This is a genomic window from Pseudomonas sp. W17 (assembly GCF_040268305.1).
GTDB classification, from domain to species: Bacteria; Pseudomonadota; Gammaproteobacteria; order Pseudomonadales; family Pseudomonadaceae; genus Aquipseudomonas; species Aquipseudomonas protegens.
Window position 1 is genome coordinate 4,278,340 of sequence record NZ_CP158490.1, and the last position, 25,012, is coordinate 4,303,351.

18 protein-coding genes are annotated in these 25,012 nt (G+C 66.4%); 5 read left to right on the top strand and 13 right to left on the bottom strand.

Annotation, left to right across the window (positions count from 1 at the left end):
* The first annotated feature begins 20 nt into the window (after positions 1–20).
* Complete coding sequence (locus ABCR88_RS19690) at positions 21–4,727, top strand: putative Ig domain-containing protein (protein WP_350403173.1); 4,707 nt, start codon at positions 21–23, stop codon at positions 4,725–4,727.
* A gap of 153 nt (positions 4,728–4,880) precedes the next feature.
* On the opposite strand, the gene ABCR88_RS19695 is transcribed toward ABCR88_RS19690, so the two are convergent.
* The 7 genes from ABCR88_RS19695 to ABCR88_RS19725 all read right to left on the bottom strand — a co-directional run bounded on the left by ABCR88_RS19695 (position 4,881) and on the right by ABCR88_RS19725 (position 13,189).
* Positions 4,881–6,293: an aspartate aminotransferase family protein gene (locus tag ABCR88_RS19695; RefSeq protein WP_041118751.1), complete on the bottom strand. Its 1,413-nt coding sequence runs from the start codon at positions 6,291–6,293 to the stop codon at positions 4,881–4,883.
* Between the two features lie 2 nt (positions 6,294–6,295).
* A complete protein-coding gene (locus ABCR88_RS19700; RefSeq protein ID WP_350403176.1) occupies positions 6,296–7,744 on the bottom strand; it encodes an APC family permease in 1,449 nt (482 codons plus the stop codon).
* A gap of 93 nt (positions 7,745–7,837) precedes the next feature.
* Positions 7,838–9,328, bottom strand: a complete 1,491-nt coding sequence (locus ABCR88_RS19705; RefSeq protein ID WP_350403178.1) for an aldehyde dehydrogenase — start codon at positions 9,326–9,328, stop codon at positions 7,838–7,840.
* 230 nt (positions 9,329–9,558) lie between these two features.
* Entirely contained in the window at positions 9,559–10,722 is a 1,164-nt protein-coding gene (argE, locus tag ABCR88_RS19710) for an acetylornithine deacetylase (RefSeq protein ID WP_041118755.1), read from the bottom strand.
* Positions 10,715–11,392, bottom strand: coding sequence for a DUF1028 domain-containing protein (locus ABCR88_RS19715; protein WP_011061805.1), 678 nt, complete (start codon positions 11,390–11,392; stop codon positions 10,715–10,717). The genes argE and ABCR88_RS19715 overlap by 8 nt, the downstream gene beginning before the upstream one ends.
* Before the next feature lie 70 nt (positions 11,393–11,462).
* Positions 11,463–11,873 (bottom strand): RidA family protein, encoded by a 411-nt coding sequence (locus ABCR88_RS19720; RefSeq protein WP_011061806.1) that lies wholly within the window; start codon positions 11,871–11,873, stop codon positions 11,463–11,465.
* Positions 11,873–13,189 carry an NAD(P)/FAD-dependent oxidoreductase gene (locus ABCR88_RS19725; protein ID WP_350403182.1) on the bottom strand — a complete coding sequence of 439 codons (1,317 nt, stop codon included), beginning with the start codon at positions 13,187–13,189 and terminating at the stop codon, positions 11,873–11,875. The genes ABCR88_RS19720 and ABCR88_RS19725 overlap by 1 nt, the downstream gene beginning before the upstream one ends.
* 440 nt (positions 13,190–13,629) lie before the next feature.
* On the opposite strand from ABCR88_RS19725, the gene ABCR88_RS19730 reads away from it, so the two are divergent.
* Positions 13,630–13,941 carry a hypothetical protein gene (locus ABCR88_RS19730; protein WP_070100302.1) on the top strand — a complete coding sequence of 104 codons (312 nt, stop codon included), beginning with the start codon at positions 13,630–13,632 and terminating at the stop codon, positions 13,939–13,941.
* A 15-nt stretch (positions 13,942–13,956) separates the two neighbouring features.
* Here ABCR88_RS19730 and ABCR88_RS19735 read toward each other — a convergent pair whose 3' ends face one another.
* Positions 13,957–15,885, bottom strand: coding sequence for a PAS domain S-box protein (locus ABCR88_RS19735; protein ID WP_350403184.1), 1,929 nt, complete (start codon positions 15,883–15,885; stop codon positions 13,957–13,959).
* A 242-nt stretch (positions 15,886–16,127) separates the two neighbouring features.
* On the opposite strand from ABCR88_RS19735, the gene ABCR88_RS19740 reads away from it, so the two are divergent.
* From ABCR88_RS19740 to ABCR88_RS19750, 3 genes are all read left to right on the top strand, one after another.
* Positions 16,128–17,225, top strand: a complete 1,098-nt coding sequence (locus ABCR88_RS19740; protein WP_232643286.1) for a carboxynorspermidine decarboxylase — start codon at positions 16,128–16,130, stop codon at positions 17,223–17,225.
* A 30-nt stretch (positions 17,226–17,255) separates the two neighbouring features.
* On the top strand, positions 17,256–18,500 hold the full coding sequence (locus ABCR88_RS19745) for a saccharopine dehydrogenase family protein (RefSeq protein WP_011061818.1): 1,245 nt from the start codon (positions 17,256–17,258) through the stop codon (positions 18,498–18,500).
* Positions 18,501–18,700: 200 nt separating this feature from the next.
* On the top strand, positions 18,701–20,440 hold the full coding sequence (locus ABCR88_RS19750) for a dipeptidase (protein ID WP_350022861.1): 1,740 nt from the start codon (positions 18,701–18,703) through the stop codon (positions 20,438–20,440).
* A gap of 55 nt (positions 20,441–20,495) precedes the next feature.
* Here ABCR88_RS19750 and ABCR88_RS19755 read toward each other — a convergent pair whose 3' ends face one another.
* From ABCR88_RS19755 to ABCR88_RS19775, 5 genes are read right to left on the bottom strand one after another with little or no spacing between them, the layout of a single operon-like run.
* Positions 20,496–21,461 carry a fatty acid desaturase family protein gene (locus tag ABCR88_RS19755; RefSeq protein ID WP_350022862.1) on the bottom strand — a complete coding sequence of 322 codons (966 nt, stop codon included), beginning with the start codon at positions 21,459–21,461 and terminating at the stop codon, positions 20,496–20,498.
* Positions 21,448–22,071 carry a phosphatase PAP2 family protein gene (locus tag ABCR88_RS19760; protein WP_350022863.1) on the bottom strand — a complete coding sequence of 208 codons (624 nt, stop codon included), beginning with the start codon at positions 22,069–22,071 and terminating at the stop codon, positions 21,448–21,450. Before ABCR88_RS19760 ends, ABCR88_RS19755 begins: the two co-directional genes overlap by 14 nt.
* Before the next feature lie 51 nt (positions 22,072–22,122).
* Positions 22,123–23,214, bottom strand: a complete 1,092-nt coding sequence (locus ABCR88_RS19765; RefSeq protein ID WP_350022864.1) for a hypothetical protein — start codon at positions 23,212–23,214, stop codon at positions 22,123–22,125.
* Complete coding sequence (locus ABCR88_RS19770) at positions 23,211–23,945, bottom strand: diiron oxygenase (RefSeq protein ID WP_232643291.1); 735 nt, start codon at positions 23,943–23,945, stop codon at positions 23,211–23,213. Before ABCR88_RS19770 ends, ABCR88_RS19765 begins: the two co-directional genes overlap by 4 nt.
* A complete protein-coding gene (locus ABCR88_RS19775; protein ID WP_350403189.1) occupies positions 23,942–24,964 on the bottom strand; it encodes a hypothetical protein in 1,023 nt (340 codons plus the stop codon). The genes ABCR88_RS19770 and ABCR88_RS19775 overlap by 4 nt, the downstream gene beginning before the upstream one ends.
* Positions 24,965–25,012 lie beyond the last annotated feature (48 nt).

Genomic DNA, 25,012 nt, shown 5'->3' on the forward strand with positions numbered 1-25,012 from the left:
TCGCAAGGCAGGAAGCCCTCATGAAAACAACACTGACCACGCTAGGTACCTGGCTGACACGCCCGCTGATTTCACTGTTCCTGCTCCTGGTCATGTTGACCGTGAGCAGCCAGACAATGGCCGCCGCTCCCGTGATCACCAACCCGGCTACGGGCAGTACCTTGCCCAGCGTGGCAGTGGGCCAGTCCATGAGTATCGTCATCAACTCCGTCGGTGGCGCGCAACCACTGGACAAATGGGTAGAGTGCGACGCCAATGACCCGGACTACGACGGCGTGACTCCCTGCCTGCCGCCGGGCCTGATCCTTGATCCGTCACCGGGCAGCTCGAACACCTTACTCCACGGCACTCCCACCACCGCCGGCACCTATACATTCAGCATCACCCTCAATGACGGCCTGAATCAGGGCGGTGTCGCCACCTATACCCTAGTGGTCACCAGCTCCGCGACCCCGACCCTGACCGCCGTCAACCCGAACAACGGCAGCACCGCAGGCGCCACCTCCGTCACCCTCACCGGCACCAACCTGACCGGTGCCACGGCGGTGAGCTTTGGCGGGACAGCCGCCACCGGTTACATCGTCAACAGTGCCACCACCATCACCGCCACCACCCCGGCCCACGCCGCAGGTGTGGTTAACGTAGTAGTCACCACCCCAGGGGGCACCGCGACCCTGACCAACGGCTATACCTACAACATTCCGCCCCCCACCGTCGGCCCGGTCAGCGCCACGGTGGCCGCCAACAGCAGTGCCAACCCGATCACCCTGAGCCTGAGCGGCGGCGCGGCCAGCAGCGTGGCCGTGGCCACTGCGGCCAGCCATGGCACCGCCACCGCCAGCGGCACCAGCATCACCTATACGCCAACTGCCGGTTACTCAGGCAGCGACAGCTTCACCTACACCGCCACCAACGCCAGCGGTACCTCCAGCCCGGCCACGGTGACCCTCACTGTCAGTGCGCCCACCCTGGCGATAACGCCGACGACACTGCCCGACGGCATCCAGGGTACGGCCTACAACCAGACCGTGACCGCCACCGGCGGCACCACGCCCTACACCTATGCAATCAGCGCCGGTAGCCTGCCGGCCGGCCTGAGCCTGAACACCAGCAGTGGCGTGATCAGCGGTACGCCGACTGTCAGTGGCACCTTCAACCTGACCGTCACCGCCACCGACGCCAACAGCGCCACCGGCTCCCGCGCCTACACCTTGCAGATGAACGGCCTGCCACCGGTGGCCAACGCCGTCAGCGCCACGGTGGCCGCCAACAGCAGCGCCAATCCGATCACCCTGAACATCACCGGTGGCGCCGCCAGCAGCGTGGCCATCGCCACTGCGGCCAGCCATGGCACCGCCACCGCCAGCGGCACCAGCATCACCTACACCCCAACTGCCGGTTACTCCGGCAGCGACAGCTTCACCTACACCGCCACCAATGCCAGCGGCACCTCCAGCCCGGCCACGGTGACCCTCACTGTCAGTGCGCCCACCCTGGCGATAACGCCGACCACACTGCCCGACGGCACCCAGGGTACGGCCTACAACCAGACCGTGACCGCCACCGGCGGCACCACGCCCTACACCTATGCAATCAGCGCCGGTAGCCTGCCGGCCGGCCTGAGCCTGAACACCAGCAGTGGCGTGATCAGCGGCACGCCGACTGTCAGTGGCACCTTCAACCTGACCGTCACCGTCACCGACGCCAACAGCGCCACCGGCTCCCGCGCCTACACCTTGCAGATGAACGCCCTACCACCAGTGGCCAACGCCGTCAGCGCCACGGTGGCCGCCAACAGCAGCGCCAACCCGATCACCCTGAACATCACCGGTGGCGCCGCCAGCAGCGTGGCCATCGCCACTGCGGCCAGCCATGGCACCGCCACCGCCAGCGGCACCAGCATCACCTACACCCCAACCGCCGGTTATTCCGGCAGCGACAGCTTCACCTACACCGCCACCAATGCCAGCGGCACCTCCAGCCCGGCTACCGTGACCATCACTGTCAGTGCGCCAAGCATTACCCTGACCCCCGGCTCCCTGAGCAACGGCAGCGTCGGCACGGCCTACCACCAGACCGTCACTGCCACCGGCGGCACCGCGCCCTACACCTACGCCATCACCGCCGGCAGCCTGCCGGCCGGGCTGATCCTGAACACCGCAACCGGCGCCATCAGTGGCACACCCATGGCCAGCGGCACCCTCAATCTGACCATCACCGCCACCGACGCCAACAGCGCCACCGGTTCCCAGGCCTACTCGATCACCATCGGCGTCCAGGCGCCGGTGGCCAACGCCGTCAGCGCCACCGTGGCCGCCAACAGCAGCGCCAACCCGATCACCCTGAACATCACCGGTGGCGCCGCCAGCAGCGTGGCCATCGCCACTGCGGCCAGCCATGGCACCGCCACCGCCAGCGGCACCAGCATCACCTACACCCCAACCGCCGGTTACTCCGGCAGCGACAGCTTCACCTACACCGCCACTAACGCCAGCGGCACCTCCAGCCCGGCAACCGTGAGCCTCTCCGTCAGCGCACCGGCCCTGAGCATTACCCCGGCCAGCCTGAGCAATGGCACCCAGGGCAGCGCCTATAGCGTGACCCTCAGCACCTCCGGCGGCACCGCGCCCTATACCTACAGCATCAGCAGCGGCGCCCTGCCCGCCGGCCTGAGCCTGAACATCGGCACCGGGCTCATCAGCGGTACACCCAGCGCCAGCGGCAGCAGCAACCTGACCATCACCAGCACCGACAACCTTGGCGCCACCGGTTCCCAGGCCTACAGCCTGCTGATCAACGGGTTGGCACCCGTGGCCAACGCGGTCAGCGCCACGGTAGCCGCCAATAGCAGCGCCAACCCCATCACCCTGAGCCTTGGTGGTGGCGCGGCCACCAGCGTTGCAGTATCCAGCGCCGCCGCTCACGGCGCCGCCACAGCCAGCGGCACCAGCATCACCTACACGCCAACTGCCGGTTACTCGGGCAGCGACAGCTTCACCTACACCGCCACCAACGCCGTCGGCACCTCCAGCCCGGCCACCGTGACCCTCACCATCAGCGCACCAAGCCTGAGCATCAACCCGGCCACTCTGGGCGCCGGCACCAGCGGAACGGCCTACAGCGCCACCCTCAGCAGCTCCGGAGGTACCGCGCCTTATACCTACAGCATCAGCAGCGGCAGCCTGCCCGCCGGGCTGACCCTGAATGCCAGCAGCGGGGTGATCAGCGGCACGCCCAGTGCCAGCGGCACCAGCAACCTGACCATCACCAGCACCGACAGCAACGGCGCCAGCGGCTCGCGCGCCTACTCGATCAGCATCAGCGCCGTGCCGATCAGCGTGCCGGCCTCCAGCCAGATACTCGCGGCCGGGCAGGAAGCCACTGTCGACCTGACCCAGGGCGCCACCGGCGGCCCCTTCACCCACACAACCCTGGGCAGTGTGACGCCAGCCTCGGCCGGACGGGTGATGATGCGCGGCCCGTTCTCGATGCGTTTCGTGCCCTCGGCGGCCTTTGCCGGTACCGCCATCGTCAACTTCAGCCTGTACAACGGCAGCGGCTCCAGCGCCGCCAGCACGGTCAGTTTTATCATCCAGGCCCGTCCGGACCCGTCCAAGGACGCCGAAGTGATTGGCCTGCTGAATGCCCAGAGCCGCACCGCCGAACGCTTTGCCAGCACCCAGATGGATAACTTCAACCATCGCCTGGAACAGCTGCATCAAATGCGCTGCGACCGCAACTCGTTCAATGCCAGCCTGCGCAAGGACGGCAGCGATGTACCCCTGGGCGAAATGGCCAAGGCCATCGAGCAGCAACTGGGCAGCTCGGCCGCCCAGACCCCGCAGCAAAAACGCGAAGCCGCAGCCGCTGCGGAACAGGGCGAGTGCCAGCAGGAAGCCCTGGCGTTCTGGAGCGACGGTTTCGTCAATACCGGCTCGACCCACGCCCGCGGCGCGCGCAACAGCAGCTTCACCACCATGGGCCTGAGTGCCGGTGCCGACTATCGCCTGTCGCCCACCGCGATTGCCGGTGTCGGTATCGGCTACGGCACGGATCGCAGCGAGATAGGCGAGCACAAGACCCGCAGCGATGCGGATGCCATAGGTATCGCCACCTACCTGAGCCTGAACCCAGCCTCGCAGTTCTACCTCGACGGTTTGCTGGGCTATAACCGCATCAGCTTCGATTCGCGCCGCTACATCACCGGCAGCGCCAATGACTACGCCCGTGGCTCGCGTGATGCCGACCAGCTGTTCGCCTCGCTGACCGCCAGCTATGAATACCGCCAGGGGCCGCTGTCGCTGACCCCCTATGGTCGCTTCAACGCCAGCACTACCCGGCTGGATGCCTTCCGTGAAAGCGGCGGCGGCATCTTCGGCCTGTCCTACGAGGAACAACGGCAGCAAAACTTCACCTCCTACCTGGGCGTGCGCAGCGGCTACGACCTGATGACCCGGGTCGGCGTGGTCACGCCCAAGGTTGGCCTGGCCTGGGGTCACAACTTCAGCGACAGCAGCGACTACAAGATGCGCTACACCGACCAGGGCGACGAGGGCATCCTCTATCGCCTCAAGCCCGATGCACAGGACAGCGACTTCGCCAGCCTGGACATGGGGGTGGATTTCAATCTTGGCCGTGCCTGGCAATTGGGCTTCTCCTACAAGACTGCCCTGGGCTCCGATGAGCGCAACGACAGCTTCCGCCTCGGCCTGAACGGCAAGTTCTAGGCCCTGTTCGCAGGCTATTGGCAGTGGCTTGAACGGTGCAGCGGGAAAGCTTTCCCCTGCACCGGACGATAAAACCGACACCCCGCCAGAGTCTGACTCTAGCGGGGTGTCGGTTTATTCAGCCCAGGCTGTCAGGGCGAGCCGTGGCTGCGATCAGGCCGTGGGCAGCGTGCCGCTGGCTATCTCCCCGACGGTGCGTTCCACCGCACGCCGGGTCTTGTCCACCAGCTCGTCGATATCGCCACGGGTCGCCACCAGGGCCGGGGCCATGATCATCCGCCCGAAGGTCGAGCGAATGATCACCCCCTCTTCGAAGCCCAGGGTGCGGCAGCGCCAGGCGATGTCGTTCTCGTTGGCGAAACGCTTGCGGCTGGCCTTGTCCTCGGCGAACTGCAAAGCCGCCACCAGCCCGGTGCCCTGGATCTCGCCGATCAGCGGGTGGTTGCCGAACACTTCCCGCAGGCACTGCTGCAGGTAGGGGCCGGTATCGTTCTTGACCTGGCTCACCACCCCTTCATCGCGCAGGGCCTTGAGGTTGGCGATGGCCACGGCCGCTGCCACCGGGTGCCCGGAATAGGTCAGGCCGTGGGCGAACACCCCGCCCTGCTCCACCAGCACCTGGGCGATGCGCTTGCTCAGCACCAGCCCGCCCATGGGGATGTAGCCGGAGGTCAGGCCCTTGGCGATGGACAGGGTGTCGGGCTCGAAGCCGAAATGCTGGTGGGCGAACCATTCGCCGGTGCGGCCGAAACCACCGATCACTTCATCGGCGCACAGCAGCACGTCGTACTGGCGGCAGATGCGCTGGATCTCCGGCCAGTAGCTGTCTGGCGGGAAGATCATGCCACCCGCGCCCTGGAACGGCTCGGCAATGAAACCGGCAACGTTCTCGGCCCCCAGTTCGAGGATTTTCTGCTCCAGCTGGCGAGCGCAACGCAGGCCGAACTCCTCGGGCGTGAAGTCGCCTTCGTGGGCGAACCAGTAGGGTTCGTCGATGTGCGCCACGTCCGGGATCAGCCCGCCCATGTCGTGCATGAACTTCATTCCGCCCAGGGCCGTGGCCGCCAGGGTCGAGCCGTGGTAACCGTTCCAGCGGCCGATCATCACCTTCTTCTGCGGCTGGCCGAGGATCTGCCAATAACGACGCACGCTGCGGATCAGCACCTCGTTGGCCTCGGAACCGGAGTTGGTGTAGATGGCGTGGCTGTAGTGCCCGGGCAGCAGGCTGAACAGCAACTCGGACAGCTCCACCACCGCCGGGTGGGTGGTGTGGAAGAACATGTTGTAGTACGGCAATTGCTCCAGCTGTGCGCTGGCGGCAGCGGCCAGGTCCTTGCGGCCATAGCCCAGGTTGGTGCACCACAGGCCGGACATGCCGTCCAGGTAGCGCTTGCCGTCGTTGTCCCACAGGTGCAGGCCCTCACCACGGACGATCACCCGCGGTCCCTCGGCGTTCAGCGCCTTCTGGTCGAGGAAGGCATGGATATGGTGCGCGGCATCGGCGGCCTGGTAGTCCTGGGTGCTGCGGGGCGCGGCCGGTTGCGGCTGTTGGTTGGAGGTGCTCATGGTCATTCTCCTGCACGGTAGGCGGGTTCAAGGGAAGGTTGGGTTGCCAGGGTCGGTTCGCCGGGCAGCAGCGGCTCGGGAACGAACAGCGGCTTGCGCATCACCAGCTTGATCCAGACCACGGCGATCAGCGAAATCACCCCCAGCACCACGCCGGCACTGCCGAAGATCCGCGCGGTCATCTCGGGGGATGGGGAAACGTGGTAGATCGCAAACAGCATGCCGACGATACCCAGCACCTGGGGCCAGGGGTAGAACGGCGAGCGGAACGGCCGTGGCGCATCGGGGTAGCGACGGCGCAGGGCGATCACGTCGATGTGCACGACGATATAGGCCAGTAGCCACGCCAGGGCGGCGGCCAACAGCAGCAGGCTGATGGAATCCGGGTCCTGGCCCAGCAGCAGGATCGGCAGCCCGGTCAGCGCCGCCACGAACAGCACCGCCACCCAGGGTGTACGGCCACGGGGGCTCAAGCGCTTGAACTGGGGAAAGGCCTGGCCGTTCTGGGCCATGCCGTAGAGCATCCGCGGCAGCGCCGCCAGGGACGAGTTGACCGTGCTGCAGGTGGCAGTGATCACCGCCCCCACCAGGAACAGCTTGCCGGCCTCGCCGAACACCGTGGTGGCGAACAGGAAATGCGGCAGCGGATCGCTGGCCAGTTGCGCCCGCGGCACACAGAGCAAGGCACCCAGGCAATAGAGGGTTATCACCAGGAAGATCACGCTCAGGCCGATGATCATCGAACGCGGGATATTGCGCTCCGGGTTGCGGGTTTCCTCCACCAGCGGGCAGACGAACTCGGCACCGACAAAGCCCCAGATGGCCATTGCCGCCAGCGCCAGGGCGCCGACTTGCAAGGGGTTCCAGCCCTGGCCCAGGGGCAGTTGCAGGTCGGCCTGGGCACTGCTCACGGCGCCCAGGCCCAGGGTCAGCAGGATCACCACCATCACCACCGCCAGCACCGTCTGCAGCTTGGCGAAGACGTCGATGCCCAACAGGTTGAGCAAGGTGAACACCCCGAGTACCCCATAGGCCACCAGCATCGGCGGCAACGCGCCGGGGTAGACCTTGCCGATGATCAGGTCCAGAAGCAGCAGCTCGGCGGACAGGGCGAACATCGCCACCACCATGTAGCCGGAGAAGGTCGCGAGGATCGCCGGGAAATGCCCGATGGCCACCTCGGTGTAGCTGCTCAGGCTGCCGGCCCGGGGCACCATCAGCGCCAGTTCGGAAAACGACAGGGCATAGGTCAGGGCCAGCAGGTAGGCCAGCAGCAGCGGGATGAAGAAGCCCAGCCCCGCCATCCCCGCCCCTTGCAGCATAAGCACCATCACCCCCTGGGACACCACCAGGCCGACAGCCACCGAGACCAGTGAACCCAGGCCCAGGACCCGGCGCAGGCCGCCCTTGCTGGTGGGGCTCAAGGCCCCCGTGGAGAGATTTGCAGTCATGGCACGCACTCCGTTCTTATTGTTGTTGTGGGCCTGCCGCCGGGGCGGCAGGTGCAGCGGCGCCAGCCCGGCGCCGCAGAGGGTTCACAGCGCTCAGCGCAGCTGGAACCAGGTGGTTTTCAGTTGGGTGTACTTGTCAAAGGCATGCAGCGACAGGTCGCGACCGAACCCCGACTGCCGGCCACCGCCAAACGGCACGGTGACGTCCAGGGCATCCACGGTATTGACCGACACCGTGCCGGCCCGCAAGCGCCCGGCGACCCGGTGGGCGCGGTTGAGGTCGTCGCTCCACAGCGAGGCTGCCAGGCCGTAGACGCTGTCATTGGCCAGCGCAATGGCCTGCTCCTCGTCGTCGAACGGCGTCACCGCCAGCACCGGGCCGAACACTTCTTCCCGGGCGATGGCCATCGTCGGGCCCACGCCGGTGAGGATGGTTGGCTCGATGTAGTTGTCGCTGCCATCGATGCTCAGTTGCCGGCCGCCACAGGCCAGTTGCGCGCCCTGCTCCAGGGCCGACGCGATATGCCCCATGACGCTGGCGGTCTGGCGCGCGTCGACCATGGCCCCGGCACGGCTGGCCGGGTCCAGCGGGTTGCCCGGCCGCCAGTCCCGGGCCTTGGCCTTGAGGCGTTCCACAAACTGTTCATGGATGCTGCGCTGCACCAGCAGCCGCGAGTTGGCGGAACACACCTCGCCCTGGTTGAAGAAGATGCCGAAGGCGGCCTTCTCTGCGGCCAGGTCCAGGTCCTGGCAGTCGTCGAACACCAGGTTCGGGCTCTTGCCACCGCATTCGAGCCAGACCTGCTTGAGGTTGGACTGCGCCGAATACTGCATGAAGAACTTGCCCACCTCGGTGGAGCCGGTGAACACCAGGCAATCCACGTCCGGGTGCAGGCCCAGGGCCCTTCCGGCTTCGCTGCCCAGGCCCGGCACCACGTTGAGCACCCCTTCCGGCAAACCGGCTTCCAGGGCCAGTTCGGCCAGGCGCAACGCCGAGAACGGCGACTGCTCGGCGGGCTTGAGCACCACCGAGTTGCCCACCGCCAGGGCCGGCGCCAGCTTCCAGGCGGCCATGTCCAGGGGGAAGTTCCAGGGCACCACCGCGCCGATCACCCCCAGGGGCACGCGGCTGATGCTGGCGTGGCTGTTGCGGGCGCCGGGGGCCACCTGATCGTAGAGCTTGTCGATGCTTTCGGCGTACCAGGCGAAGACATTGGCCGCGCCGGGCACGTCGATGTTCCAGGCGTCCATCACCGGCTTGCCCATGTTCAGGCTGTCCAGCAGGGCCAGTTCCTCGCGGTGGGCCAGCATCAGTTCGGCCAGGCGCAGCAGGACCTTCTTGCGCTCCACCGGGGCCATGCGCGCCCAGGGCCCATGCTCGAAGGCCCGGCGCGCGGCGGCTACCGCCAGTTCCACCTCGGCTGCGCCACAGGCGCTGACCCGGGCCAGCACCTGGCGGGTGGCCGGGTTGATGGCATCGAAGGTAGCGCCGGACTCGGCGGACAACCGCTGGCCGCTGATCAGCGCCTGGTCAATGAATGTTTGTCGGGCAGCCCGCTGCTGCCAGTAACCGAGATCGAACACGCTGCATTCCCTCGTCGGCCGTTGCGACGGCCTGCTGGTTATTGGGTCCAGAGCGATGGTGCGTCACAGCGGGCCAGAGGAAAAATACTAAAAATATGTTCGAGTCCCATGAAAAAGCTCTGCAACCAGACGGCCTGGCGCCCCACGCAAAACGCCGCCATCCGGAGGTCCGGATGGCGGCGAATGGGCACTGCCCCATGGCGAGGGAGCCTGGATGGAGCGCATCCGGTTCAGGCCGGGTGCTCCAGCCAGTCGCCCAGGCGCAGCAACAGGGCGTCGCAGGCGTGCAGTTGCTCAAGGCTGATGAACTCGTCGGGCTTGTGGCCCTGGTCCATGCTGCCCGGGCCGCAGACCACCGTGGGAATCCCGGCCTGGTGGAACAGCCCGCCCTCGGTGCCGAAGGCCACGGTGCCGAAATCCCGCGAGCCGCTGAGCAGCGCCAGCAGTTCGGCGGCCTCGCTGTCGGCAGCGGTGGCCAGCCCCGGGTAGGCACTCAGAGGTTGCAGGACGATCCCGGTGTCGGCCTGCACCGCCTGCATCTGCGGCAGCAGCTGGTCCCGGGCATAGCCTTGCAACTGGTCCACCACTGCCTGCGCGTCATAGCCCGGCAGGGTGCGCACCTCGAAATCGAACTGGCACTCGGCCGGCACAATGTTCAGGGCCCGGCCGCCCTGGATGGTGCCGGTCTGCACCGTGGAGAACGGCGGATCGAAACGTGGGTCGTGGTGCTCGGGTTGCGCCAAGCGGCTGCCGATCTCCCCCAGCTTGCCGATCAGCCGCGCCGCGTACTCGATGGCATTGACCCCATAGGGCGCATAGGCGGAATGGCAGGCCGCGCCGCGCACCTGGCAGCGCATGGCCAGCTTGCCCTTGTGGCCGAGCACCGGGCGCAGCTCGGTGGGCTCGCCGATCAGGCACAGCAGCGGTTTGTGCGGCCGCTGCTGCATTCGTTCAAGCATCGGCCGCACCCCCAGGCACCCCACTTCCTCGTCATAGGAAAAGGCCAGGTGCACAGGCAGCCGCAAGCGGCGCCGGGTCAGGCCCGGCACCGCAGCCAGCACCGAGGCGATGAAACCTTTCATGTCGGCGGTACCGCGGCCGTACAGGCGCCCTTCGCGCTCGCTGAGGACAAAGGGCTCGACACTCCAGGCCTGGCCGTCCACTGGCACCACGTCGGTGTGGCCGGACAGCACCACACCGCCACGATCCTCGGGGCCGATGCTGGCAAACAGGTTGGCCTTGGTCCGCTCCGGGTTGTAGATCAGCTCGCTGTGCACGCCATGGCTGGCCAGGTAATCGCGGATGAAGCCGATCAGCTCCAGGTTGGAGTCGCGGCTGACCGTGGCAAAGCCCACCAGCCGCGCCAACAACTCGCGGCTCGATTGTTCACTCATTGCCCGGCACTCCGTAGCTGGGCGCCGCCGTCGGGTCCAGGGCGCGGGTCAGGTAGTCCTGCATCTGCGGCCGGTAGGCCTGCCACAGGCCGGCGAGCTGGCCGATGGGGTCGGCGTCGGCCCAGTCCACCCGCAAGTCGACGATGGGCCAGGTCAGGTCGTCCACCACGCTCAGCGCCGCCGAATGCACCGGCCCCGCCTCGCCCCCCGCCGCCATCGCTGCCTGCATCGCCGCCAGCAGGCGCTCCACCAGCATGCCCGGGGTGTTTTCAAAGGCCTGGACCATGGCCTCGATCACCTGCGGGCCTGCCAGCAGGTTGCCGGCCGCCACGCACTGCTCCCCCGCCACCGCGTTGTGCTGGCCCAGGGCTTCCTGGCCGCTGAACAACGCGGTGCGGCCCTGGCTGTCGATCACCGTGACCTGGCGATACTGGCTCCAGCCGTTGCTGCCCAGGGCCCGGTCCAGGGCGCTGGCCGGGTCGAGCTTCTGGCCCTCCAGCAGGTCGAGGATCTGCGGGCCCAGGGCCGGCAATGTGACGTTCTGGGTCGCCACCGCGCCCACTCCGGCCCGCACCCAGGGGCAGCGTGCGCCCACGGCGATGCTGGAAGAACTGATGGCGATGCCCAGCTGGCCGGTTTCGGCGCAGCGTCCAACGATGGAAAAAGTCATGCAAACTCCCTGGCCCACAGGGCCTTGTGGCAAGCGCGGCACAAGGCCGCCGGAACCTTCGGCCCCCCCCTCACTCGGGGATCACCGCGATCACGTCGATCTCCATCAGCCACTGCGGCTGGCCGAGGGCCGAGACCACCAGCCCGGTGGAGATCGGGAACACCCCCTTGAGCCACTTGCCCACCTCCTGGTACACCGGCTCGCGGTAGCGCGGGTCGGTGAGGTAGGTGGTGGTCTTGACGATGTGGCTCAGATCGCTGCCGGCCTCTTCCAGCAGTTGCTTGACGTTTTTCATCGCCTGCTCGGCCTGGGCCCGCGGGTCGCCGAGGCCGACCAGCCGGCCGTCGAAGTCGGTGCCGACCTGGCCGCGCACATACACCGTGTTGCCGGCGCGCACGGCCTGGCACAGGTCGTTGTCCAGGGACTGGTTGGGGTAGGTGTCCTTGGTGTTGAACATGCGGATGCGAGTATGAGTAGGCATCAGTGGGCTCCCACGGGGCTGAGGTTGAGGGCCGGTGCTTCGGCGGTAGCCACCGGCTGCCGGGCGTCGCTGTAGGCCTGGTACTTGCGCTGGGTGGCGATATGGTCGGCGACATGCTTGGCGTCGTGCCACACCCCCCAGATAAACGAGGAGCCACGGCGCGACAGCCAGGGCAGGCCGAGGAAGTAGACCCCCGGCTCGCGGGACACGCCGCGCTGGTGCAGGGGCTTGCCCTGTTCGCTGAAGGTGTCGACCTGCAGCCAGGAAAAGTCCAAGGCGTAGCCGGTAGCCCAGATGATCGAGGTGATGCCGGCCTGTTGCAGGTCGAGTTCGAGGATCGGCTGCTTGACGCAGTCCGGGTCCGGCAGGCGCCGGCGGGCTTCGGGCTCCAGGGGCAGGTCGAGGCCGTTGCGGGCAATGTAGGCATCCGCCGCGTCCAGCAATGCCAGGTAGTTCTCGTCGCCCCGGGCCAGGTTGTCCAGCAGGTCGGCCTGGAAGGTCACGTGCTCGCCGGCAAAGGCCTGGGTCAGCCCCACCAGAGTGATGCCCTGGTGCGCCAGGGCGCGGAAGTCGATGGTCTGGCCGCCGCGGGCGCCGCTGACGGCAATGGTCACGTGCTCGCGCCCCGGCTTGGCGATCTCGGCGTCCCACTCTCCCAGCACCCCGAGCCACCAGCAGAAATCCCGGTTGCGATAGGAGCGCGGTGGCCGGTCGTGAGCCCCCACCGACAGGTAGACCCGGCGCCCCGCGCGCTGCAGCTCATCGGCGATCTGCACCCCGGACGACCCCGCGCCCACCACCAGCACCGCGCCCTCGGGCAGTTGCTGCGGGTTGCGGTACTCGGCGGAGTGGATCTGCGTCAGCCGGTCATTGGCCGGGGCAATCGGCGGGATCACCGGACGCTGGAACGGCCCGGTGGCGGCCACCACCCGTTGGGCCTGGATCAGCCCCTCGGAGGTTTCCACGGTGAAGCCCGGGCGGCCGACATTGCGCAGTACCTTGCGCACTTCCACGCCGGTGCGGATCGGCGCATTGAACTTGCGCGCATAGGCTTCGAAATAGTCCGCCACCTGGTCCTTGGCCGGGAAGGCATCGGCGGCGACATCGAATTCCATCCCGGGAAAGCGGTCGTGCCAGGCCGGCCCGTTGGCCACCAGGGAATCCCAGCGCCCGGTGCGCCAGGCCTCGGCCACCCGGCTGCGCTCCAGCACCAGGTGCGGCACCTCGAGCTTGCTCAGGTGCTCGCTCATGGCCACGCCGGCCTGGCCTGCGCCCACCACCAGGGTGTCCACTTGTATGGGTTGTTCTACGGTCATGTCTGTGTCCTTCTGCGAGACGAATGGCGCCGGCCGGAAGGCTGGGCGCACGCTGTTCAGAACCCGGGGGTAAGTCGGATGCCACAGATGGTGCGACAGACGCCTGCGAAGGAAAAATATTAAAAATGTGCTCGCTGGATAAGAAAAAGCGAGGCAGCGCGCGAGCACGCTAAACCACGGCTGCCGCGGCCTGCCGCAGGTTGTCGGGACAGTGACAGGGCACTGGAGCACGCCACGAAATAGCCCATCGATGCTCAGCGATCGATCAAAAAAGATGATTTTTCAACCCGCCGGGCCGGCTTCAATCCAACAAATTTTCAGCTGCGTTTTTTTGCAGTCCCTGCCACCCGGGGCGAGTCAGATGGTTAACGGCGACATGCCAGCCGACAGCGCTGCGAGGCCGGCGCTTTTCGTCACCACCTGAACCAGGGATGTGCACCATGACCACCAGCACCCACCAGCGTTTCCAGATCCGCGCCTGCAGGAAGTTCGCCCTCGAACAGAATCAGCGCCTGTTTCGCCAGGCCCAGGCGCTTGATAGCCAGGCCTATGGATTGCTTGACCAGGAACACTTGGAAATCGACACCTTCGAGCGCTATCGCCTCTTGCGCAACAAGGCCCAGGCCAAGTACCAGGAGGCCGTCGAGCACCTGCGCCTGATCAATCGCGAGTTCGTCGACCCGCAAAGCCCCCAGGACCACTCCACCTTCGCGGACACCGCGCAACCGCTGCTGCGGCTCAGCGGACGCTAGGCAGCCTGCCGCCAGTCAGACCGCCGCAGACTGCGCCAGGACCTGGGCCAGGGCGTCCCTCAACTGCGCCTGGCTGAAGGGCTTGAAGATCCGTGGCAGCTCCGGCACCGGGCCGTCCTGGCGCTGGGCATAACCGCTGGCCAGGATGATCGGCAACTGCGGGTGCAGGCGCCGTACCGCTTCGGCCAACTGGCGGCCATCCATGTGTGGCATGGCCATGTCGCTGATCATCAGCTGGATGTCCGGGTGCTGCTCAAGACACTGCAGCGCCTGGGCCCCACTGGCGGCGCGGATGACTCGATGGCCCAGGTCCTCCAGCAGCAGCGTGGTGCTGTCCAGGACCAGGCTGTCGTCATCCACCAGCAGCAGGCACAGCGGCGGGTGGTCCGGGCCCTGGGCCGGCATGGCCTCAGTGCCCGGCGAACCCTTGGCCGCGCTCGCCAGGGGCAGCCACAGCTCGGCGCGGGTGCCCTGGCCCAGGCGGCTCTGGAGCACCAGGCGCCCGCCCAGTTGCTCGGCCAGGCCGTGGACCATCGACAGGCCCAGGCCGGTGCCCTTGCCCAGGCCCTTGGTGGTGAAGAACGGATCGGCGGCGCAGGCCAGGGTCTGTTCGTCCATGCCCTGGCCATCGTCAATCACTGCCAGGCAGACGTACTGCCCCCGGGCCAGGTTGCCCGTGGCCCCGCGCAATTGCGCCTCGATCAGGATCGAACCGCCCTCGGGCATGGCATCCCGGGCATTGCTCACCAGGTTCAGCAGCGCCAGTTCCAGCTGGTTGAGATCAGCCTGCACCGCCGGCAGGTCCGGCGCCATCTCCACCCGCAGGGCAATCCTGGGCCCCACCGAACTGCACAGCAGGCCGCTGAGGCTGGTCACCAGTTGGCCCAGGTCCAGGGCCTGGGATTTCAACTCCTGGCGCCGGGCGAAGGCCAGCATGCGCTGGGTCAGGGTCACGCCGCGCTCGGTGCCCTGCAGCGCGTTGTCCAGCAGGCGCCGCAGCCTGGGGTCATCGCCGACCCGTTTGTGCAGCAGCTCCAGGTTGCCGCGGATCACCGTCAGCAGGTTGTTGAAGTCATGGGCGATGCCGCCGCTGAGCTGGCCGATGGCCTGGAGCTTCTGCGACTGGAACAGCGCTTCGCGGGCGACCTCCAGTTCCTTCTGCGCCTGGACCACTTCGGTGATGTCGCGGGTGATCTTGGCGAAACCGATGATGGCCCCGGAGTCGGCGCGGATCGGGTCGACAATCACATGGGCCAGGAACCGCGTACCGTCCTTGCGCAGGCGCCAGCCCTGCTTCTCGAAACGGCCTTCGCGAGCGGCGGCTTCCAGGGCCTTGCGCGGCTCATCGCTGGCCCGGTCCTCGGCGGTATAGAACAGTGAAAAGTGCTGGCCGATGACTTCCTCTGGGGCATAGCCCTTGATCCGTTGCGCCCCCAGGTTCCAGCTGCTGACCCGGCCCTGTGCATCGAGCATGTAGATCGCGTAGTCGGTCACGCTCTGCACCAGCAGGCGGAACTGCTGTTCGCTCTGTTTCAGGGTCTGCTCGGCGGCCCGCTGCTCGGTCATGTCCCGGGTGACCTTGGCAAAGCCGATCAGCCCGCCGGCGCTGTCGCGGATCGGGTCGATCACCACATGGCACCAGAACCGCGTGCCATCCTTGCGCAGGCGCCAGCCCTCGCCTTCGAAACGCCCGCACTGCGCGGCACTGTCCAGCGCCCTCTGGGGCAAACCGGCCTGGCGATCCTCGGGGGTATAGAAGCAGGAAAAGTGCCGACCCAGCACTTCCTCCTCCCGGTAGCCCTTGAAGCGCCGGGCACCGCTGTTCCAACTGGCGACCCGGCCCTGGGCGTCGAGCATGTAGATCGCGTAGTCCACCACCGCATCGACCAGCAGGCGGAACCGATCGTCAGTAAGAGGGTGGTACGGCTCGGGCAGATCAGGCATGGCAGTTTCCGTCGGGGATTTTTTTCATCGAATCGGCGAAACGTTGCAGCGCCGCAGCATTCATCGACCGAGGCTCGGGCCAGTGTGCACCGCCTGCAGCTGTCTGTGTGGAATCGCATGCCTGGCTCGACAACGCAAGGGACAGACGGTTGACCATGGAAAATATATTTCCGAGCTTTCGATCTAGTGGCACTGCGGGCACAATGCGTACCTTTTTGGCTGGCCCTGCCGGAGACCCTGAAATGATCAAGACGCCGTACTACCTCATCGACAAGCAGAAGCTTTTGAGCAACATGCAGAAGATCGCCTACGTGCGCGAGCAGTCCGGCGCCAAGGCCCTGCTGGCCCTCAAGTGCTTCGCCACCTGGTCGGTGTTCGACCTGATGCAGCAGTACATGGACGGCACCACCTCCTCGTCGCTCTACGAGCTCAAGCTCGGCCGACAGAAGTTCGAAGGCGAGACCCACGCCTACAGCGTGGCCTGGGCCGACGACGAGATCGAGGAGATGCTCGCCAACTGCGACAAGATCATCTTCAACTCCATCAGCCAGCTGCAGCGCTTTGCCGACGCCAGCGCGGGCAAGGTGCGCGGCCTGCGGGTCAATCCCCAGGTCAGCAGTTCGGACTACCTGCTGGCCGACCCGGCGCGCCCGTTCAGCCGCCTGGGCGAGTGGGACCCGGCCAAGATCGAGCAGGTCATCGAGCAGATCTCCGGCTTCATGTTCCACAACAACTGCGAGAACGGCGACTTCGGCCTGTTCGACCAGATGCTGACCACCATCGAGGAGCGCTTCGGCCACCTGCTGCACAAGGTCGAGTGGGTCAGCCTCGGCGGCGGCATCCACTTCACCGGCGAGGACTACGCCCTGGACGCCTTCTGCGCGCGCCTCAAGGCCTTCTCCCAGCAGTACGGCGTGCAGGTCTACCTGGAGCCGGGCGAAGCGGCGATCACCCAGAGCGCCTCCCTGGAAGTGACCGTGCTCGACACCCTGTACAACGGCAAGCACCTGGCAGTGGTGGACAGCTCCATCGAAGCCCACATGCTCGACCTGCTGATCTATCGCCTGAACGCCAAGCTGTCACCCAGCGCGGGCGAACATACCTACATGGTGTGCGGCAAGTCCTGCCTGGCCGGGGATATCTTCGGCGAATACCAATTTGATCGTCCGCTGGCCATCGGCGATCGACTGTCGTTCATTGATGCGGCGGGTTACACCATGGTCAAGAAAAACTGGTTCAACGGTCTGAAAATGCCGTCCATTGTCGTGAAACAACTCGATGGCAGCATCGAGGTGGTACGCGAGTTTGGTTTCGAAGACTACCTGTCCAGCCTTTCCTGAGCGGACAGGTCACGAGGAGAAGTAAATAAATTGAAGAAGAATGTTCTTATCATTGGTGCAGGAGGTGTCGCCAAGGTGGTGGCCCACAAGTGCGCGCAGCACAACGACGAACTCGGTCGTATTGCTATCGCGTCGCGCAACATCTCCAAATGCCAGGCCATCATCGACAGCGTCAAGGCCAAGGGCAGCCTCAAACAGCCCGCTGAAATAAAAGCCTATGCGCTCAACGCGCTGGACATCGAGGCAACCAAGGCGCTGATCCGCGAGACCGAGTCGCAGATCGTCATCAACGTCGGTTCCGCCTTCCTCAACATGTCGGTGCTGCGTGCCTGCATCGATACCGGGGTGGCCTACCTGGACACCGCGATCCACGAAGAACCGGGCAAGATCTGCGAGACCCCGCCCTGGTACGGCAACTACGAGTGGAAGCATCTCGAAGAGTGCCAGCAGAAGAACATCACCGCGATCCTCGGCGTCGGCTTCGACCCGGGCGTGGTCAACGCCTATGCGGCCCTGGCCCAGCAGGAACATTTCGACCGCATCGACTCGATCGACATTCTCGACGTCAATGCCGGTTCCCACGGCAAATATTTCGCCACCAATTTCGACCCGGAAATCAACTTCCGCGAATTCACCGGACAGGTGTGGAGCTGGCAGGACAGCCAGTGGACCAGCAACACCATGTTCGAAGTCAAGCGTACCGACGACCTGCCTGTGGTCGGCTCGCAAAACCTGTACTTGACCGGCCACGATGAAGTGCACTCGCTGTCGAAGAACCTCGACGTGCCCAACGTGCGGTTCTGGATGAGCTTCGGCGAGCACTACATCAATGTGTTCACCGTGCTGCGCAACCTGGGCCTGCTCTCCGAGCAACCGGTGAAGACCGCCGAAGGCCTGGAAGTGGTGCCGCTCAAAGTGGTCAAGGCCGTACTGCCTGACCCGGCCTCCCTGGCCCCGGGCTACACCGGCAAGACCTGCATCGGTGACCTTGTCAAGGGCAGCAAGAATGGCCAGCCGCGCGAAGTCTTCATCTACAACGTGGCCGACCACGAAGAAGCCTACGCCGAGACCGACAGCCAGGGCATTTCCTACACCGCCGGCGTACCGCCCGTGGCCGCCGCCCTGCTGGTGGCCCGTGGCGAGTGGGACGTGCAGCGCATGGCCAACGTCGAGGAACTGCCGGCCAAGCCGTTCCTCAAGGCGCTGGACCTGATGGGCCTGCCGACCCGCATCAAGGACGAACAGGGCGACCGCCCATGGGACGCCAAGGCTTGATGCACTAGCCACCACAGGAGGCGCCGATGCAGGCGCCTCCTGCCTGGACGAATGTTTCGTTTGTGCGTCGCTTTTGCGTTTCTGTGCGACAGATCCCACTTCAGGGGCTCCCGCCCTGCTCCTTCGCAGTGTTAGCTTGGCAAGGTTTCTGACCAACAGCTCAGATAATCCTTACCCCCTGCAAAGGAATGCCCTCCGCAATGGATTTTTCTCTCAAGCACCTGGCTGCGGCTACCCTGATGCTCGCCAGCCTGTCGTCCTACACCTCGATCGCCCAGGCCAACATTAGCCCGCAACAAAGCGCGGCCATCCTCAAGACCTTCAATGACGCCACGGTCACGGATTTCCGCCAGTTCCTCGGCACCCTGGCCAAGAGCCCGCTGGCCAAGAGCGACCAGCTCGCCCCGACCATCGAGGCCTTCCTGGCCAACAAGCCCCTGAACGCCGAACAGCAGAACGAGATCCACCGCCTGCTGGGCCTCTACGCCCGGATCAAGTACGGCAAGGCCGCCACCGAAACCCTGCGCGAGCTGGTGGCCATCCCCACCTTCAACATCGACGGCGTGCCGCAGTACAAGAACCCCGAGTTCCTCAAGATCGCCGCCAAGATCCAGGACCTGGCCAAGGCCTTCAACCTGAACTTTCGCAACATCGACAACCGGGTCTACGAGATCTCCCTGGAAGGCAGCGGCGATGAAGTCGTCGGCATCCACGCCCACGCCGACGTGGTGCCGGTGACCCCGGAAAACTGGGTGCTCGAAGACGGCACCCGCCTCGACCCGTTCAAGGTCACCCTGATCGGCGACCGCATGTATGGCCGCGGTACCGAGGACGACAAGAACGGCATCGTGGTAGCGCTCTACGCGATGAAGATCATCAAGGAAGAGAAGCTGCCCCTGGCGCGCAACTTCAAGCTGCTGGTGGACACCACCGAGGAAACCAGCGGCGATGCCATTCCCTACTATTTCGAACACAACCCGACGCCCAACTACAACCTGGCGCTGGACGGCGGCTACCCGGTGGTGATCGCCGAGAAAGGCTACGGCACGGTGATGGCCAGCTTCGCCCGGCGCGCCGCCGAGGGCAAAGGGGCGGAGATCACCCACCTCACCGGTGGCCTGGCCACCAACCAGATCCCCTCGACCTCGGTAGCCACCCTGGTCGCCGAGCAGCCTGCGGAACTGGCCGCCAGCCTGCAAAAGGCCGGCGCCGAATATGCCAAGCAGCACGGCGGCAACTTCCAGGTCGCGGCCAAGGTGGTGGGCAAGGATGTGCAACTGACGGTCACCGGCGTCTCGGCCCACTCCTCCGAGCCCGAGTCCGGGGTCAACCCGGTGGCGCGGATGCTGGACTTCATCAACAGCCAGGACGGCAAGATCGCCTTCAAGCACAACGCCTTCACCGATGGTGCCCGCTACGCCGCCGACAACTGGGGCCTGGACTACCTGGGCAACAAGCTGGGCATCGGCTTCTCCGACGACTTCATGGGGCCGCTGACCACCTCCCTGACCCAGGTCAGCGTGGATGACAAGACCTTCAAGCTGGCGGTCAACCTGCGGGTACCCAAGGGCAAGACCCCGCAAGTGCTGAAGGGCGAAATCACCGACAAGCTGGCGGCCTGGAGCAAGAAGACCCAGGTAGCGGTGAACATCGACACCAAGATCGCCGAACCTATGTACCGCAACCCCGAGGGTGAATGGGTCAAGGCACTGCTGGCGGTGGCCAGCGAGAACCTGGGCATGGCGCACAAGTTCGGCACCTCCGCCGGCGCCACCTCGGTGCACGAGTTGCCCAACGGCGTGCAGTTCGGCCTGGCGCGGCCCGAGGTCAAGTACACCGGCCACACCGACAACGAGTTCAAGACCGTGGAGCAGTTCCTCCTGGACCTGCAGATCGTCACCGAGATGGTCGGCCGCATCGGCCAGTTGCCCAAGCTCTGACCGCCCTCACGGGCCCGCCACCCATGGCGGGTCCGCTCTCCCCTTGCTCCACGCCTCAGCGCACCGATGACCTCCAGTCAGGGTCGCTGACATCTCGCAATACCCCGCCATACCCCTGGTAGAGGTTGCCCTCGGGCAGCAACTGCGCCGTGGCCAGTTGCCGGTGCAGGCCGCCCAGGTGGTAGAACGGCACACGCACAAAGAGGTGATGCTCGATGTGGTAGTGGATGGCGTGGGGGCCGAACAGGAAGGTCTGCACGCTGGGCCGTACGATGCTGCGGGCGTTGCGGCTCTGGTCGGCGGCAACCGGCAGGCCGGCATGCTCCATGATGGCTCGCACCCGGCCCAGCAAGGGCAGCAGGGTAATCGCCGGCAACAGCCACAACCCCAGGTACAGCCAGGGGTGGCCGCTCCAGGCCAGCAGGCCGAACAGCAGGCCGTTGCTGACCAGCATGGACAGCACTTCCTCCAGGGCCTGGCGCGGCGACTTGTCGACCCGGGGCATGATCGCGCGGTAGTCACCCCGGGCGAACCTCAAGGCGCTGATGAAGTAGCCCACCCCGCACAGGTCCGCCAGCAGGCGCAGGGCCAGCTTGCCCCGAGGCAAGGGGTAATCCCCCAGGCCGAAGACCGCCACCACCGGGTCGTCATGCTCCATCGGATGCAGGTGATGCTTGAGGTGGCCGGCGCGGTAGGTGCAGAGGGACAGGAACAGCGGGCCGGCGGCCAGCCACTGGCCCAGCCGATCATTGGCTTTCTGCCCGCGCAGCAGCAGGCCGTGGGCGCTCTCGTGCATCAGCACCGCCAGCGCCAACTGGCTGCGGGCGATCAGCAGCGCGGCCAGCAGGTAGGTGACGGGGTGCGGCCAGAGCGCGGCGCAGGCGAATGCCGCGGCGATCAGCCCCCAGTCGACCAGCAGCGCCAGGCCACCGATCCAGGGCTTGAGCAGGAACAGCCCGGCGTCGGGGCCAAAGGCACGCAGGGCCCGATTCTCTCCGGCACGGGGTTCAGGTTGGGACACGGGCAGGGTTTCCTTGTCGTTGGGTGGCCAGGGCACAGGCCAGGGCCAGGAACAGGCCGCCCGCCACATCGATCAGCGTGTGCTGCTTGAGGGTCAGGGTCGAGAGGCAGATCAGCAGGCCGATGACAGCGCTCAGCTCTTTGCAAGGACGGCGCCAGAGCGCGCGACAGGCCAGGCAGGTGACTGCCACATGCAGGCTGGGAAAACCGTTGCAGGCCAGGTCCAGCTGCCACATCCGGCCCAGCCGCTGTTGCAGGAAGCCATTGTCGAGGGCGGCGATATCCGGCCTCGGCACATATTCGGGGAACAGCCAGAAGCACAACAGCGCAACGGCGAAGGCCATGCCGGTGGCGTTGCGCAGGGCCCTGAAGCCCTCCTGGCTGGCATAGGCCGCCGCCAGCAGCACAAAGGGAAAGAACAGCACATAGACGAACCAGGACTGGGCGATAAAGGGGATCTGCTCATCCAGTGGCGTGACCCAGTTGTAGCGCGGTGTCACCAGGCGCTGCAGACCCATGAACGCGCCCAGCCCCAACAGCAGGGCGAACACCGCAGCCAGGGCCTGCCGAAGGTTGGCGGCGGCTATCAGGCGCTGCAAGGTGCCGGTCATGGCTGCTGGCCTGGGGCGGGCATGGAGCGGTGACGACTCACGGCCGCGCCCTCACAAGCCGAGCAAGCGGCTGGCCCAGGCATCGATCCGTGCCTGGGCCCGCTGGTTGCCCGAGATCACGTCGGGCGCTGGCGCCGCCGCGCTCAACTGCCGCGCCGCCTCGGCCACCTGACGGCGAAAATCGGCAGGGTCGCCGCGCCAGGTCACCACCCGGTGCAGCAACTGCAATTGCCGGGCCCGGGCGGCGTTGCTGGTCTGTTCCGGCTGGTCGCTCACCACCAGGATGATCGGCCGCTGGTAGACCCGGGCGATGGACAGCGCCGCCATGCCCGGTGCCGAGACCAGGAGTTGCGCCCGGGCAGCGCGGCTGGCCCAGAGCGGATCGACCTGCAGCCAGCCACTGCGCCCGGCATAACCCTCGCCCACGCGGTGAGCGTCCAGGCCCGCATCCTCCAGGCCACGGCTCAAGGCATCGGCCAGGTCGGGCTCCCGAAAATGCGGGTTGAGGTACACCGCGGCGCCCACGGCGGCCTGTTCCGGCAAGGCTTCGGCCAGGGCCACCGGGGTCGGCAGGCGATACAGTGCCGGGGCCCGGGTATCGTCGACTTCATAGGCGAAATCGTGCTCGATGCGCGCCCGCGCCGTATCGATCTGGCGCCCGACAATCCAGCCGAACAGGCGCCCGAACTGGCGCGGCCACATGCCGGCAAAGTTGTTCAGCAGCGCCACCTTGAGGCTGGCCCCGTACACGTGCACCACCTGGCGTCGCCAGCCCGGGAGCATGCCCATGTAGAGCAGCGCCGGGTGGAAGGAATCGTTGATCACCAGGTCCACGCCGCGCAGCCGGCGCCGCAGTTGGAGGATGTCCCGCAGCATGCGCCCGGGGCGGAACAGGTAGTGGGCGACATTGCGGTTGGTGGCCTGGCGCAGCATGTTCTGCTGGCTGTCGAACTGCACCGCGTAATGCAGCGAGAGAATCTGCGCCGCAATGCCGAAGCGCTGCAGGAAGTCCTGCCCCTGCTGCGAGGTGGTCAGCACCTCGACCTCGGCCCCGGCCGCACGCAAGGCATGTACCAGCAGTTGGGCACGCATCAGGTGCCCGCGGGCATCGGCGGTCGCCAGGTAAAGAATCCGTGCACTCATCGCCCCACTCGGCCCCGACCACCGAGCAGCCAGCCGGCACCATACATCGCCAGGGCACCGGTCACGCCAAAGCTCGCATCGACGCGGCGAATGTCCTTGAGCAGGCGCGCCAGATGGCCCGCCTCATGGGGCGCCACGATGCGCCGCAGGGTGTTCTGGCACAGCCGCACGTGGGCTTTCTCGTCGGCCAGCACCCGCGCCAGCAGCGGATACAAGCCATGCCCGGCATCCAGCACCGCACAATGGCGGGTCAATACCCGCTCGGCCATCTGCTCGGCACACAGCCCGGTGGCATAGGCCGGCACCAGCAGGCCCTGTTCGAAATGCCCCGCATAACGACGGGCCAGGCGCTGCCAGCGCTGGATCTTGCGCCGGCTCAGCCAGTCCGGCTCCAGGCGGGCTTGAGCGTCGTCGCCCCGCTCGCGCAGGGCCTCGGCAAACAGGGTCACGTGGCGCTGCTCATCGGCCAGGTGCTGTGCTACCTGCCGTTCGAGCCAGGGTGGCGACTGCGGCAACAACTCATCGAGCAACGCACGCTCGGTGGCATCTTCACCGGCCAGGTACATGCGCAACAGCAGGCGTTCGCCTCGCGGGCTGCGGTGCAGGCGCAACAAGGCGGCGCGCTTGATGCGGTCCACCAGCCGCGCCTGCAGCGCCCCCAGACCCTGGGGCCGGGGCATGCTCAGGCAGTCGAAGTTGGCCTCGCCGGCAACCACTGGCCCCGCATTCATTGCGCGGGCTGCGCGGCGCTGGCGGTGGCCGTCCTGGCCCCGTGGGAATGGCGCTGCCAGGCCAGGATCAGGCCGATAAAGCTGTCACGCATGAAGGCCGTGCCGCTGGCCGCAGCGCCGGGAAAGCTCTCCTCCTGGCCGTTGTAGCGCAGGTAACCCTGGCCGTTGACCGCGCCCAGCTCCAGGCTGTCGCCCTTGTTCAAACCCCGCTGACGCACCTCCCTGAGCAACGGGCTGTCCTCCAGCGCAAAGACAAACAGCTGGCGCTGCACCACCCACAGTGGGATCTGCCCGCTCAGGGCCTGCAGGTCGAGGTTCCAGGTGCCCTGCTGCAACACCTGCTCCAGCGCTTCGCTGCCCGGCTGCCTGGTACTGAAGCTGGCACGCATCAGCGACTTCGACACTCGGCCGACGCCCAGGCCGATGGTGATGTCGCCCGCTGTCGGGTGCTGCGCATCGCTGGGGCGCACCACCACGAAATAACTGGCCAGGCGCGCCGCGATCGACGGCTGGGCCAATACGTTGCGCGCCTGTTCGGGGCTGAACAGCACGCGCTCACGGGTGCCTTCACGGACGCTGATCTGATAGGGATCGAGACTGATGTCACGGAACTTGCCACGCACCGGTGCGTGCACATAGGTATCGGATTTCCACACCTTGCCCGAACGGCGCAGCAGCACCTGCAGGCTCAGGGGCACACGCTGGCCGTCGCTGGCGATGCCGCTGCCGTGCAGCAGAATGTCGCCGATCACGGTCTTGCTGTCGTAGTTGCTGTCGGCGTCGATGACGATGGCATGGGTTTGCCGGTCGACACTGGCCCGCGCATCACTCACGTCCAGGGCGATGCGGTTGCAGTCGAGGTTGCTGGAGGCGAACGTGGCGCAGCCACTGTCCGAAGCGAAGTGGTACACCCCGCGACCGGCGAACTCGCCGGGAGCGGCCTGGGCCTGGGCACCGAGTGCCAGCAAGGCCAGGCACGCCAGGGAACGGCCGAATGAGGCAAGAGAAGGGTTCTGCATGGGGACTTCCTCTGGGCACGCGAACGGCGTGCGACGATACGGCGCGAC